Here is a 13,928-nt window from a genome sequence, read left to right on the forward strand (position 1 = left end):
TGGTATCGAGCCATTAGTTTAAAGAGTAATTTTTTGAATTATCATGTTTTTCATGAGGTTGTGCGGGAGTCAAGAATTTATAGCAGGCTTATAAAAAAGGCATCAGCGAGTCTTTAGGTACATAAGTCAATGGCCGTTCTTTGGATGCGATTTCAGCGTAGAACGATAGTCTATGTGTCGTAATAAAAGTCAGTTTTGCTACTCTTGATCGCGTAATATGGTAAGCATCTTTCGGCCGTGTTACCGAAAAGTATAAGGAACATGAAGCGGTAATGATGACACCAAGTCGTGCCAGGGTCGGCACAGGACGAGGGTACTACCATGGTCGATATCAACCTCTCGCAACCACCTTTCAGCTTGCTCGATGAAAAAGGTCGTCAGCGTGTACGGGACGGAGTCGATCTCGCCTATTTCAATGAGAGCGAGGTTGTACTCGATGCCGGTCAACCCGGTGAGCATGTGTTCCTGATTCACAAAGGCGAAGTGGCGGAGCTCGATCTCAACGCTAGCGAGGGAGAGCGGCGTATCGGCCACTACACGGCGGGCGATCTGTTCGGGGCTATCAGCATCCTCAACGGTACGAGCCGTTATAGATTTCAGGCCGAGCAAGAAAGTCTGTGCTATTTGCTTCCCCGCCGGCTTTTCGAGGACATTTGCAGCGCATACCCCGCCTTCGATAATTACTTCCGCCAGCACCTGGCCGAAAAGGCGCGCAATGTGCTCGAGCGGCGGGCGGAAGGGGGGATGAGCATGGCACGCTTCATGCTGGCACGGGTGGCGGAGTGCATGCGCGAACCCGTCGTGGTCGAAGGGCATACCACGATTGCCGAGGCCGTCACGCACTTGCGCGAGCGTCATGCCGATAGCTTGCTGGTCAGCCATGCGGGGCGCTGCGGTATGGTCACCAAGACCGATCTTCTCGATGCGCTGGTTCAGCAAGGCTTGCCGCATTCCGCCGAAGTGGGCGGCATCGCGCATTTCACGCTGATCACCTCGCATGCCGACGACTATCTCTTTACCGCGCTGGTCAGCATGACGCGCCATGAAGTGGCGCGTGTCGTGGTCATGGAGGGCGCGCAGGCGGTGGGCGTCGTCGAGTTGACCGATGTGCTGGGGTATTTTTCGAGCCGCGCCCATACCGTCAGCCTGCAGATCGAGCAGGCGGAGGATATCGAGGCGTTAGCGCGTGCCAGCGCGCGTCTGCCTCAGTTGATTCAGACATTGACGGCGCAAGGCGTGAAGTTGCGCTTCGCCATGGAGCTTCTGGCGGCGCTCAACGGTCGGATCATCCACAAGGCGTTCCGGTTCTTGATGCCCGAGGATCGTCAGTCTCAGTCATGTCTGCTTGTCATGGGCAGCGAGGGGCGCGGCGAGCAGATTCTCAAGACCGATCAGGACAACGCTTTGATCCTGGCCGATGGCAGCGATTGGCCGGGTATCGAGGACGCCATGAGGGCCTTGACCGATACGCTGGGCAGGCTTGGCTATCCGCCTTGCCCGGGCAACATCATGGTCTCCAATCCGCAGTGGGTAGCGAGCGAGTCGGCGTGGCGCGGCAAAATCGCCCGCTGGGCGTCTAGCCGTGACCCGGATGCCTTGATGAATCTCGCCATCATGCTCGACGCCCATGCCATCGCCGGTAACGCGAGCTTGCTCGAAGGTCTCCGTGAGCACTTATTCGCGCGCGGCTCCCACGATGAGTTGCTGCTGTCGTACTTCGCTCGGGGGGTGTTGCGTTACTCCACGCCGCTGACCCTGTTCGGCACGCTCAAGCGCCCGGAGCATGGCATCGACATCAAGAAAGGTGGGATTTTTCCCATCGTGCATGGCGTGCGCACGCTGGCGCTGGAACGCCGAGTCGCCGCCACCTCGACGTTTGCGCGTCTCGATGCATTGGTCGATGACGGTCGCCTCGACCGGCCTTTCGCCGACGACCTGGGCGAAGCCATGGCGCTGTTTTCCGAGCTGCGCCTACGTCAGCAGTTGGAAAACCTGGAAGGCAACGACGCGTCGCAGGAGCCCAATCGCGTGGTCGTGCAGCGTCTCAGTGGCTTCGAGCGTGACTTGCTGCGCGAGGCGTTGCATACGGTCAAGGAATTCAAACAACGCTTGTCACAGCGTTTTCATCTTGAATATTGAGGTGCTCGTCAGGCAAGGGCCGCGAGTGGTCGAGTCAAACCCCGCGAGCTATCGTCAGAGGCATACGGGAGGTTGCGATGATAAAAGCATTGCGTCGTGCCGGTGATCGGCGCCGCCAACTGGGCGGGCATCACGCTTGGCGTTTCGAGCCGTATTGCGGCAGTGAAGTCATCGCTCTGGACTGCGAGACGACCGATCTTGACCCGCGGCGTGCGGAGTTAGTGGCGCTGGCGGCGGTCAAGGTGCGCGATGGACGCGTGCTGACCAGCGAGTCGTTGGACCTGCGCCTGCAGCGTCCGGAGAGCCTGTCGGGCGACTCCATCCGTATCCATGGCTTGCGCGGCGTCGATCTATGGGGCGGCGAGGCGTTGGGCGATGCACTCGACCGTTTGCTCGATTTCATTGGCAATCGTCCGTTGGTCGGCTGGTGCATCGATTACGACGTGGCGGTCATCAATCGTCACTTGCGCCCGCGTACGGGGTTTGACCTGCCCAATCGGACGCTGGATGTCTGCCGGTTGTATGCGCGTGAACGCCGGCGCGTGCAGCCGGATATCGAGCCGGATGTGCGTTTCGAGGCCATGAGCGAGGCCTTGGGCGTACCCATCATGGGGCGTCATACGGCATTGGGTGATGCCGTGACCACGGCACTGATGTATCTGCGCCTGTGTCACGGGCGCGCGATCAGCGCCTGAGCGGCTGGGCTCGATACTTCGTCGTAGTAGCCTGCGGTGATAACATGGAAGGATTCACTTACCACGGCAGGCCAAAGCGCTATCGTCATGCATGCACTCAACGGCCAAGACAAACTGGCATTCAATAAGTTGCAAAAACGCCTGCGGCGCCAGGTGGGGAACGCCATCGTCGACTACGGGATGATCCGTGACGGTGACAAGGTCATGGTATGCCTCTCCGGCGGCAAGGATTCCTACACCATGTTGGATATCCTCATGAACCTGCAGCGTAACGCACCCGTCTCGTTCGAGCTGGTGGCCGTCAACCTCGACCAGAAACAGCCAGGGTTCCCCGAGCACGTTTTGCCCGAATACCTGGACGGCGTCGGCGTGCCTTATCACATCGTCGAGCGCGATACCTATTCGGTGGTCAAGGAAAAAACCCCGGAAGGCAAGACTACCTGCGCGCTTTGCTCGCGGTTGCGGCGTGGCACGCTCTATGGCTTCGCCGAAGAGATTGGTGCCAACAAGATCGCGCTGGGCCATCACCGCGAAGACATGCTGGAGACGTTGTTCCTCAACATGTTCTTCGGCGGCACGCTCAAGTCGATGCCCCCCAAGCTACTCTCCGACGACAATAAGAATGTCGTCATTAGACCCTTGGCGTATTGCCGTGAGGCCGATATCGCTGAATATGCCGAGTGGCGGGAGTTCCCGATCATTCCCTGCAACTTGTGCGGTTCGCAGCCCAATCTTCAGCGCCAAGTGGTCAAGGAGATGCTCGCGGAGTGGGAAGAGAAACACCCCGGGCGCCTGGAAGCGATGTTCAAGTCGATCACCAATGTGGCGCCGTCGCAGTTGGCCGATCGCAACCTCTTCGATTTCGTGGGGCTGGAAGACAAGCAACGCGAGTTCCAGAGCAAGCGCATCGAGGCACTCGACGTGCTGACCCGCGAAGCGTGATGCTCACTCGCGAAGCGACGTCTCGCCGCGCGCTACGGCAGCGAGGAGCTCGCCTTCGAGCAGCGTAATCTCGCGGCGTGCTACTTGGAGCAATCCGGCCTGCTGAAAACGACTCATCAGACGGCTGATGGTTTCCACCGCCAGGCCGAGATGATTGCCGATATCGGCACGTGCCATGGGCAGGCGAAAGCGCGTGGGGGAGAAACCGCAGCGCTTAAAGCGGTGTGACACGTCGATGATGAAGCTGGCGAGGCGTGCCTCGGCCGTGTGGCCGGCGAGCCGGCAAAGCCAGTGTCGGTCGTCGTGAAGCTCGCGGCTCATGCTGCGGTAGAGCGCATGGCGCAGCTCGGGCAGATCAACGGAGAGGCGGTCCAGTTGATCGAAGGGAATCGCGCATACGGCAGTGGTTTCGAGCGCTTCGACGAGCCCCGGATGACCACCGCTGGCGAGGCCATCCAGACCCACGAGTTCTCCGGGCAGGTAAAAGTGCGTGATGCGCTCCTCGCCGTGGGCTTGCGCGACGCTTTGCTTGAGGCTCCCACAGCGCACCGCGAAGAGGTGCGTGAAAGGCGTCGTCGCGTCGAAAAGCGTGTCACCGCGCTTGAGGGGCGCGCGCCGTCGGATGATGGCGTCGAAGTCGTCAAGATCGTCAAGCCCCAGCGCCAGCGGAAGACACAACGAGTTGAGCCGGCATGTCTGACAATGGGCATGCATCGGCGAGGCCGGAATGGCGTTGTCGTCGGTCATGGCGTTTTCTCCTAGGGCGAACCTACCTTAGGGTAGCGCGTGAACACCGTCAAAGTCGCATAGTGACGCACCCTGCCACCCAATGAGACACGGCTGATATGAGCTTCGAACATGCCTATGCAGAGACGCCCCGCTCGCTGACGTCGCTGCACGCGAGCGGCGTTTCGCCCACCGTCGCGGCGCAGCATTATTATCTGGATGGTCTGGGCCCTCTGGAGGTGCGTGGGAAGCCGCGTGTGGGGCGCTTGTTGCTGACTCATGGCGCCGGGGCAGGGCAGACGTCGCGCTTCATGCAACGCTTGCGCGAGTCGCTGGCGCTGCATGGCGTGCAGGTTTGGGCTATCGATTTCGCCTACATGCAGCGGGTATGGCATGAAGGGCGTCGGCGTCCGCCGCCGCGTGTCGAGAGCCTGGTCGACGAACTGGCCGCATGGCGAGACGCGTTGACACCGCTTGCCGACGAAGCGCGATCGCCGTTGTGGCTAGGGGGCAAGTCAATGGGTGGGCGCGTGGCGAGCCTGTTAGCGGCGCGTGATGAGGCGGCAGGCCTGGCGCTCTTCGGCTATCCGTTTCATCCGCCCGGCAAGCCTGAACGTACACGGTTGGCGCATTGGCCGAATCTGGCCTGCCCCACCTGGGTTTTGCAGGGCACGCGCGATCCGTTCGGAAGGGAGGATGAAGTGCGTGAATATGCCTTGCCGGCGACGGCGCGCGTGCATTTTCTCGACGATGGCGATCATGATTGGCAGCCGCGACGGCGGGTCGGACATGATCAGGCGGCGCTGATCGAGGAAGCGGCGCGTGTCGTGGCCGCCGCCATGCAGGCAAATGAATGAATCAGATGAATGTAATCGGTTGACTTTCCACAGCCTCTCTGTAGAATGCAGCGCCACGTGACCAGGGGTGGTTAGCTCAGTTGGAAGAGCACCAGCCTTACAAGCTGGGGGTCACTGGTTCGAGCCCAGTACCACCCACCATTACGTGAAATGCGTTTCAAGTGATGGGGACACGTAAAGAAGAATGTAGCGGACCGGTAGTTCAGTTGGTTAGAATGCCGGCCTGTCACGCCGGAGGTCGCGGGTTCGAGTCCCGTCCGGTCCGCCAGTTCTTCATCGGAAATCCGACAATGTGTGGTTAGCGTTGTATTCAGCGGACCGGTAGTTCAGTTGGTTAGAATGCCGGCCTGTCACGCCGGAGGTCGCGGGTTCGAGTCCCGTCCGGTCCGCCACGATTTCCTCGCCGAAGCGTCATTGACGATAAGGCATGCAGCAGCAACATACAGTACCAAGCAGTATGCGATCCGGGTGGTTAGCTCAGCTGGTTAGAGCACCAGCCTCACATGCTGGGGGTCACAGGTTCGAGTCCTGTACCACCCACCAATCCGATTCAAATCGGACAATGCGGACCGGTAGTTCAGTTGGTTAGAATGCCGGCCTGTCACGCCGGAGGTCGCGGGTTCGAGTCCCGTCCGGTCCGCCACGATCGCCATCGGCCAACCCTGAGTCATTGACTTGGGGTTTTGTCGTTTGGGCCTTCCTTTTTCATGCGCAGAGGCTCCTGTCGCGCTGCTTCCTCAGTATCTTCCTCGCCCGAGACGGTGTCGCCCTGATGTGCCTGGCACCAGGCGAGTGCCTGCGGGTAGACGTCGTCCACGGCGTCGGGGTGCGTCAGCATGTCCAGATGCCCGTAATCTCGCCCCTGCCCGTTCGCGCGGCCCAGTACGCGTACTGCATGCCGATGTGGGCCGCATTCCTCGACGAAGCGTGCCACGTCTCGCGGGTGCCCCAACGCCCGGTCGCGATGCCCGGCCAGATGCAGCGTGGGTGGCAACCCTCCCTGGGCCAGGGCGGCGGCGTAATCGAAGCCATCCTCGGGGTCCTGCCACGCCGTCTCGCGCACCCAAGCGACGCTGTCCGCGTGGCTGGCGGCGTATTCGTCGTCACTGCCCCAGCGTAGCGAGCGTGCCGGCAGATAACCGCACACACGACGTGCCAGCGGCGCGAGCCCTTTCCAGATCAGGTCGATATAGAGCCACTTGCTGGGGTTCTGAACCCGTACCCGACGCTTGGTGCCGAAATAGACCTGGCTGGCGATACGCTCGCAACTGCCGGAGACGCGCGCCAGGTGCGCGGCGATCAAGACGCCACCCCAGGAATGCGCCATGATATGGCAGCGCGATTGCCCGCTCAGGTTCAGGCAGGTGGCCAGTGCGGCGGCGACTTCATCGATGACGACTTCGCGCTGCGAGAACGATACGCCGCGTGCCGGATGCGGCGAGGCGCTGCCGCGACCGCGTTGATCGATCACCATGACCTCGTGGCCCTGCCGGGCGAGCCAGGGGGCCAGCCCCTTGCCGCTACGGCTGTGGAAGATGCGCCCCGACTCGATGGCGCCATGCCAGCACAGGATGGGTAGGCCGTGTATGCGTTCCGGCTGAAAGCGGATGAGATCCAGCTCGCCGCCAGTGGCGATGGGAATGCGATGTCGAGAGGTTTGGTAATCCATGTGAGGCTCGCTTGTCTAGCGTGAGAAGGCAGTAATGCCTGCGCCCTTGGTCGGGATTGTCTCCCGTGACGCCTTCGCTACACTGTTCATACAGTTGTTTGAAAATGTATGGTGGTTTAAAACCGAGTGCAAGCGAGGACGCGCCGTGACTCAGTATCCGCATCTCTTCCGCCCGTTGACCGTGGGGCCCGTGACGCTCGATAACCGCATCCTGATGGGCTCGATGCATACCAACCTGGAGGAAGCCCCCGATGGCTTCGCGCGCCTGGCGGCGTTCTATGCCGAGCGGGCACGAGCGGGCGTTTCGTTGATCGTCACCGGCGGTATCGCACCGACGCCCGAGGGGGCGGTGTTCGAAGGCGCCGCCAAATTGAGCGAGCCGGAAGAAGTCGAGGCGCACCGGCAGGTGACTCAGGCGGTACATGCCGAGGGCGGCCATATCTGCATGCAGATCCTGCACGCCGGGCGCTATGCCTATTCGCCCGCTCTGGTGGCGCCCTCGGCGCTCAAGGCACCGATCAACCCTTACACGCCCCGGGCGTTGAACGGCGACGAGGTGACGGAGCAGATCGAGGCCTACGTCAATTGCGCCAAACTGGCTCGCGAGGCGGGTTACGACGGCGTCGAGGTCATGGGGTCGGAAGGCTATCTGATCAATCAGTTCCTGTGTCGGCGCACCAATCACCGCGACGACGAGTGGGGCGGGGAATTCGAGAACCGCATGCGCTTCGCGGTAGAGATCGTGCAGCGAATTCGTCGAGCGCTGGGTGATGATTTCCTGATCATCTTTCGCTTGTCGATGATTGACCTGGTCGAGGACGGTAGTAGCCATGACGAGGTCGTGACACTGGGGCGGGCAATCGAGATGGCGGGCGCCAATCTGATCAATACCGGGATCGGCTGGCATGAGGCGCGAGTCCCGACCATCGTCACCAGCGTGCCACGGGCGGCTTTCACTGAGGTCACGCGGCGCCTGCGGGAGGTACTCGAGGTGCCGTTGATTGCCACCAATCGCATCAACATGCCCGAGGTGGCCGAACGTGTGCTGGCCGAAGGGCATGCCGACATGGTCTCGATGGCGCGCCCCTTTCTTGCCGATCCCGAGTGGGTGGCCAAGGCGCGCGAGGGGCGCGAGGCGTTCATCAATACCTGCATTGCCTGCAATCAGGCCTGCCTGGACCACACCTTCCAAGGCAAATTGACCTCGTGTCTGGTCAATCCGCGTGCCTGCCACGAGACCGAATTGACGCTTGCGCCCGTGGTAACGCCGCGTGACATCGCAGTGGTTGGAGCCGGACCGGCGGGATTGGCGACCGCCGTGTCGGCGGCGCAGCGCGGCCATCGTGTCACGCTCTTCGAACGCGAGGCCGACATCGGCGGCCAGTTTCGCTACGCGCAGCGTATCCCCGGCAAGGAAGAGTTCAGCGAGACGCTGCGCTATTACCGCAGCATGCTCGAGGCGCTGGATGTGACGGTGTGCCTGAATACATCGGCTGAGGTGGAACGCTTGCGGGACTTCGATGTCGTGGTGCTGGCATCGGGGGTCGCGCCGCGGGCGTTGTCGCTGCCCGGTAGCGAGGACCCGCGCGTGGTGGATTATCCCACAGCGATCATGCACCCCGAGCGTGTCGGCGCGCGCGTGGCGATCATAGGCGCCGGTGGGATCGGCTTCGATGTCGCGGAACTCTTGACCCATGCCGAGCATCCCGCGTTGGACCGCGAGGTGTGGTGTGCCGAGTGGGGCGTCGACTTGTCGTTGGCGGCGCGGGGCGGCCTCGTGACACCGCAAGCGCCGAGGGTGCCCCGCGAGGTAACGCTGCTCCAGCGCAAGACTAGCAAGCCCGGCAAGGGGCTGGGCACGACCACCGGCTGGGTTCATCGCGCCGCACTGCGTCAGCGTGGGGTGCGCATGTTTAGCGGCTGCGAATATCTCGGCATCGACGCTGCGGGGCTTCATATCATGCGTGATGGTAACCGGGAATGCCTCAAGGTGGAGACGGTCGTGGTGTGTGCCGGCCAGGTATCGGTGACGGATCTCGAGGCGCCGCTGTCGGTGGCCGGTTGCGAGGTGCATGTCATCGGCGGGGCACAGGAGGCGTCGGAGCTCGATGCCAAGCGGGCCATCGATCAGGGAACTCGCTTGGCGGCACGCTTATAAGAGGTGCGTGTATAAGAAGGCGCGTGTTGGCGGGCTTCCGATGAGAGGCGGCGATGAGTAGACTGGATCGAGACGCAATTTTTTGCAGGATAACGGCAGGCGTTGGCACCCGGCGCTTGGCGTTGCGTTTCAAGCGTCTTTACTTCTCGCCACATATGAGGACAACAAGGCATGGAATCCGACTGTACGCCGCGTTTTCTGGCCAGCGACAATACGTCCGGCATCTGCCCCGAGGCGCTCGACTACCTGTTGCGCGCCAACGCTAGCGATGATCTCGCCTATGGCAATGATGCCTGGACCCAGAAGGCCGCTGACCGCTTTCGTCGTTTCTTCGACTATGACTGCGACGTGTTTTTCGTCTTCAATGGCACCGCCGCCAACTCGCTGACGCTTGCCTCGATGGGGCAGAGCTATCACAGCGTCATCTGCCATGAACTGGCGCATATCGAAACTGACGAGTGCGGCGGCCCGGAGTTCTTCTCCAACGGTGCCAAGCTGCTGACATGCTCCGGCGCGGATGGCAAGTTGACGCCCGAGGGCATCGAGTCGCTGGTCACGCGGCGCAGCGACATCCACTACCCCAAGCCGCGCACGATCTCGCTGACCCAGGCCACCGAGGTGGGCACCGTGTATACCCGCGATGAGTTGATGGCGATTCGTGCCATGGCGGATAAACATGGCCTGCACGTGCACATGGACGGGGCGCGCTTCGCCAATGCCTGTGCATCGCTCGAGGCCACGCCGGCGGAGCTCACCTGGCAGGCCGGCGTCGATGCGTTGTGCTTCTCGGGGACCAAGAATGGCTTGCCGATGGGCGAGGCGGTGGTGTTTTTCAATCACGCCCTGGCAGAGGATTTCGGCTACCGCTGCAAGCAAGCGGGGCAACTGTCCTCCAAAATGCGCTTCATCACTGCACCTTGGTTGGGGCTGCTGGAAAGCGGCGCCTGGCTGCGTAATGCCGAGCATGCCAATGGCATGGCACGTTATCTTGCGGAGGGCTTCGCGGCTTTGCCGGGGGCCGAGTTGATGTTTCCCGCCCAGGCCAACAGTGTCTTCGTGACGTTGCCCGTGGCTGTCCTCGAGACTCTGCGCCAGCGCGGTTGGACGTTCTACACCTTCATTGGCGCGGGCGGCGCGCGTTTCGTCTGCGCTTGGAATACCACTCAAGCATTGCTCGATCGGCTGCTCGACGATGCGCGCGATGCATTATCGGCCGCCTAATCGACACGCCAGGGCGAGGGCATTGATGTGCTCTCGCCTTCCCCGCCTTTTTCGGATTTCAACGAACCAATGGCCGTTTGTGGGCTCTCATGTCCAGGGCCGTGCCGCTTCGTTGAAAGGAAATGCGTTTCGCATCGCCCCTTTCTTCTCCATCCGTCTACGCTGATACATAGACAGCCCAGAATCCGATGAGCGACCCCGGGTCGTGAAAGGAGGCGTTTAATGAGTATCTTCGATCATGTTCAGAACCGTTACGAGCGCGTTCAGCACGAGGAGATGAGTCTTCAGGAGTATCTGGAACTCTGTCGCCGGGAGCCCAGTGTCTATGCGAGCGCGCCGGAGCGCATGCTCGAGGCGATCGGCGAGCCGGAGGTCATCGACACCGCCAAGGATTCGCGGCTGTCACGTATCTTCAGTAACAAGGTCATCCGTCGTTATCCGGCGTTTTCCGAATTTTACGGCATGGAAGAGGCCATCGAGCAGATCGTGGCGTATTTCCGACACGCCGCGCAGGGGCTGGAAGAGAAGAAACAGATTCTGTATTTACTGGGGCCTGTCGGCGGCGGTAAATCCTCGCTGGCCGAACGGCTCAAGCTGTTGATGGAGCATGTGCCGTTCTATGCCATCAAGGGCTCGCCGGTTTTCGAGTCGCCGCTGGGGCTGTTCTCGCCGGAGGAGGACGGCGAATTGCTGGAGAAGGAATATGGCATCGCACCGCGCCACCTGCGGGCGGTGATGTCGCCATGGGCCGCCAAGCGCTTGCAGGAATACGGCGGCGATATCTCGCAGTTTCGCGTTGTGCGGCTCTATCCGTCGCGTCTCAACCAGATTGCCGTCTCCAAGACCGAGCCCGGCGACGAGAATAATCAGGATATTTCCTCGCTGGTGGGCAAGGTCGACATTCGCCAACTCGAGCTCTATTCCCAAGACGACCCGGATGCCTATAGCTTCTCCGGTGGCTTGTGCAAGGCCAATCAGGGGTTGATGGAATTCGTCGAAATGTTCAAGGCGCCGATCAAGGTCTTGCATCCGTTGCTGACGGCGACGCAAGAGGGTAACTACAACCCCACCGAGGGCATGGGGGCGATTCCTTTCGATGGCGTTGTCCTGGCGCATTCCAACGAAAGCGAGTGGCAGACGTTCCGCAACAACCGCAACAATGAGGCTTTCCTGGATCGTGTCTACATCGTCAAGGTGCCGTACTGTCTGCGCGTCTCTGAAGAGATCAACATCTACAAGAAGCTGCTCGAACATTCGTCGCTGAATGCCGCACCCTGTGCGCCGGACACGTTGCGCATGCTGGCGCAGTTCTCGGTACTTTCGCGTCTCAAGGAGCCTGAGAATTCGAGCATCTATTCCAAGATGCGGGTCTATGATGGTGCGAACTTGAAGGACACCGACCCCAAGGCTAAGTCGCTACAGGAGTATCGCGATGCGGCCGGTGTCGACGAAGGTATGGAAGGTTTGTCGACGCGTTTCGCCTTCAAGATTCTCTCCAAGGTCTTCAATTTCGATACTCACGAGGTCGCTGCCAATCCAGTGCATTTGTTGTATGTGCTGGAGCAGCGCCTTGAACAAGAGCAACTGCCCAAGGAAACCTTCGAGCGCTATCTGCGGTTCATCAAGGAGTATCTGGCGCCGCGTTACGTCGACTTCATCGGCAAGGAAATCCAGACCGCCTATCTCGAGTCGTACAGCGAGTATGGGCAGAACATCTTCGATCGTTACGTGACCTATGCCGACTTCTGGATTCAGGACCAGGAATATCGCGATCCCGAGACCGGTGAGCTGTTCGACCGTCAAGCGCTCAACGAAGACCTGGAGAAGATCGAGAAGCCGGCGGGTATCTCCAATCCCAAGGATTTTCGCCACGAGGTAGTCAACTTCGTATTGCGCGCACGTGCCCAGAACAACGGCATGAATCCCAGTTGGCAGTCCTACGAGAAGCTTAAAGGCGTGATCGAGAAGAAGATGTTCGCCAACACCGAGGAGCTGTTGCCGGTCATCTCCTTCAATGCCAAGGCTTCTACCTCGGATCAGAAGAAACACGAGGACTTCGTGGCGCGCATGGTCGACAGGGGATATACCGAGAAGCAGGTACGCTTGCTGTCGGAATGGTATTTGCGGGTTCGCAAGTCGCATTAGTCGCCCGGAGGTGTCGGGCATTCACTGGCGGCGGCGCGGTCTTGCCATCGCCGGCGACTGGACAAGAGGAGGTCGCCATGACCTACTTCATTGATCGACGCGCCAATGCCAAGCACAAGAGTGCCGTGAACCGGCAGCGTTTCCTGCAGCGCTATCGTAGTCATATCAAGCGCTCGGTGGAGGAGGCGGTCAACCGGCGCTCGATCACCGACATGGAGCGCGGCGAGAAGGTTTCGATTCCCTCCAAGGACATTTCCGAGCCAGTGTTTCAGCACGGCCCCGGTGGCTCACGGACTATCGTCAGTCCCGGCAACAAGGAGTTCGTCGAAGGGGATCGGCTGCGGCGTCCGGGGGGCGCCGGGGAGGGCGGTGCGGGGGAAGGCGGCGCGTCCAATCAAGGCGAGGGCATGGACGAATTCGCGTTTTCCCTGAGCCGCGAGGAATTTCTCGATTTCGTCTTCGACGGTCTGGCGCTTCCGCACCTGGAACGCAAGCAACTGCGGGACCTCGACGAGGTGCGGCCGGTACGTGCCGGGGTGACCCGCGATGGCGTGCCGTCGCGAATCAATATCGTGCGTTCGATGCGCGAGGCGCAGGCGCGGCGTATCGGCATGCGCGCGCCTATCAAGCGTGCCCTGCGTGAAGCCGAGGAAGCGCTTCAAGAAGAGGAGCGCAAGGATCCGGTGCTACGCAATCCGACGCGTATTCACGAGCTCAAAGCCGAAATCGAGCGTCTTGAAAAGCGCCTGGAGGCGGTACCGTTCATCGATACCTACGACTTGCGCTACAACAACCTCGTCGACCAGCCACAGCCCTCCAACAAGGCGGTGATGTTCTGTGTCATGGATGTCTCCGGCTCCATGACGCAGGGCCACAAGGACATCGCCAAGCGTTTCTTTTTGCTGCTGTATCTCTTTCTGGAGCGCAACTACGAGAAGGTCGAGCTGGTGTTCATTCGTCATCACACCGCGGCCAAGGAAGTCGACGAGGAGGAGTTCTTCTATTCCCGGGAAACCGGGGGGACCATCGTCTCCAGTGCGTTGACCCTCGTCGACGAGATCATTACCAAGCGTTATTCGCCCGCGCAGTGGAATCTCTACGTCGCTCAAGCCTCCGACGGCGACAATTGGGACGATGACTCGACGACCTGCCGAGACCTGCTCATGTCGTCGTTGATGGCCAAGCTGCAGTACTACACCTATGTGGAAATCACGCCGCATTCGCATCAGGCGCTGTGGGAGGAATACGAGCGCGTGCAGGCGCGCCATTCTGAGCGCTTCGCAATGCAGCAGATCGTCGAGCCAAGTGACATCTATCCGGTCTTTCGCAAGCTGTTCCGCAAGCGTATAGCGCAATGAGGCACCGCGCCGAGGAGG

10 protein-coding genes and 5 tRNA genes are annotated in these 13,928 nt (G+C 60.8%); 13 read left to right on the forward strand and 2 right to left on the reverse strand.

What is annotated here, in order from left to right; translation table 11 throughout:
- Positions 1-321 precede the first annotated feature (321 nt).
- The 3 genes from OP494_RS00090 (at position 322) to ttcA (ending at position 3,776) form a co-directional block, all read left to right on the forward strand.
- Entirely contained in the window at positions 322-2,139 is a 1,818-nt protein-coding gene (locus tag OP494_RS00090; RefSeq protein ID WP_280538722.1) for a DUF294 nucleotidyltransferase-like domain-containing protein, read from the forward strand.
- A 77-nt stretch (positions 2,140-2,216) separates the two neighbouring features.
- The gene (locus OP494_RS00095) at positions 2,217-2,834 is read left to right on the forward strand and encodes a 3'-5' exonuclease (protein WP_280538724.1); all 618 of its coding nucleotides are present in this window, start codon (positions 2,217-2,219) and stop codon (positions 2,832-2,834) included.
- A gap of 87 nt (positions 2,835-2,921) precedes the next feature.
- Positions 2,922-3,776 carry a tRNA 2-thiocytidine(32) synthetase TtcA gene (gene ttcA / locus OP494_RS00100; protein ID WP_280538725.1) on the forward strand — a complete coding sequence of 285 codons (855 nt, stop codon included), beginning with the start codon at positions 2,922-2,924 and terminating at the stop codon, positions 3,774-3,776.
- Positions 3,777-3,779: 3 nt separating this feature from the next.
- On the opposite strand, the gene fnr is transcribed toward ttcA, so the two are convergent.
- Positions 3,780-4,523: a fumarate/nitrate reduction transcriptional regulator Fnr gene (gene fnr / locus OP494_RS00105; RefSeq protein ID WP_280538726.1), complete on the reverse strand. Its 744-nt coding sequence runs from the start codon at positions 4,521-4,523 to the stop codon at positions 3,780-3,782.
- 98 nt (positions 4,524-4,621) lie between these two features.
- On the opposite strand from fnr, the gene OP494_RS00110 reads away from it, so the two are divergent.
- The 6 genes from OP494_RS00110 (at position 4,622) to OP494_RS00135 (ending at position 6,002) form a co-directional block, all read left to right on the forward strand.
- A complete protein-coding gene (locus OP494_RS00110; protein WP_280538727.1) occupies positions 4,622-5,359 on the forward strand; it encodes an alpha/beta family hydrolase in 738 nt (245 codons plus the stop codon).
- Positions 5,360-5,424: 65 nt separating this feature from the next.
- Positions 5,425-5,500 (forward strand) — tRNA-Val (locus OP494_RS00115).
- A gap of 50 nt (positions 5,501-5,550) precedes the next feature.
- Positions 5,551-5,627 (forward strand) — tRNA-Asp (locus tag OP494_RS00120).
- A gap of 47 nt (positions 5,628-5,674) precedes the next feature.
- Positions 5,675-5,751, forward strand: a tRNA-Asp gene (locus OP494_RS00125).
- Between the two features lie 74 nt (positions 5,752-5,825).
- Positions 5,826-5,902: transfer RNA gene (locus OP494_RS00130), tRNA-Val, on the forward strand.
- Between the two features lie 23 nt (positions 5,903-5,925).
- A tRNA-Asp gene (locus OP494_RS00135) sits at positions 5,926-6,002 on the forward strand.
- A gap of 24 nt (positions 6,003-6,026) precedes the next feature.
- On the opposite strand, the gene OP494_RS00140 is transcribed toward OP494_RS00135, so the two are convergent.
- Positions 6,027-7,028: an alpha/beta fold hydrolase gene (locus tag OP494_RS00140; protein WP_280538728.1), complete on the reverse strand. Its 1,002-nt coding sequence runs from the start codon at positions 7,026-7,028 to the stop codon at positions 6,027-6,029.
- A 145-nt stretch (positions 7,029-7,173) separates the two neighbouring features.
- Between OP494_RS00140 and OP494_RS00145 the strand changes: the two genes are divergently transcribed.
- The 4 genes from OP494_RS00145 (at position 7,174) to OP494_RS00160 (ending at position 13,910) form a co-directional block, all read left to right on the forward strand.
- On the forward strand, positions 7,174-9,186 hold the full coding sequence (locus tag OP494_RS00145) for an NADPH-dependent 2,4-dienoyl-CoA reductase (RefSeq protein WP_280538729.1): 2,013 nt from the start codon (positions 7,174-7,176) through the stop codon (positions 9,184-9,186).
- A 171-nt stretch (positions 9,187-9,357) separates the two neighbouring features.
- Complete coding sequence (locus OP494_RS00150; RefSeq protein WP_040244544.1) at positions 9,358-10,407, forward strand: low specificity L-threonine aldolase; 1,050 nt, start codon at positions 9,358-9,360, stop codon at positions 10,405-10,407.
- Between the two features lie 222 nt (positions 10,408-10,629).
- Positions 10,630-12,552: a PrkA family serine protein kinase gene (locus OP494_RS00155; protein WP_280538730.1), complete on the forward strand. Its 1,923-nt coding sequence runs from the start codon at positions 10,630-10,632 to the stop codon at positions 12,550-12,552.
- Positions 12,553-12,629: 77 nt separating this feature from the next.
- Positions 12,630-13,910: a YeaH/YhbH family protein gene (locus OP494_RS00160; protein ID WP_280538732.1), complete on the forward strand. Its 1,281-nt coding sequence runs from the start codon at positions 12,630-12,632 to the stop codon at positions 13,908-13,910.
- Positions 13,911-13,928 lie beyond the last annotated feature (18 nt).

The organism is Chromohalobacter sp. 11-W (assembly GCF_029889905.1).
Taxonomy (GTDB): Bacteria; Pseudomonadota; Gammaproteobacteria; order Pseudomonadales; family Halomonadaceae; genus Chromohalobacter.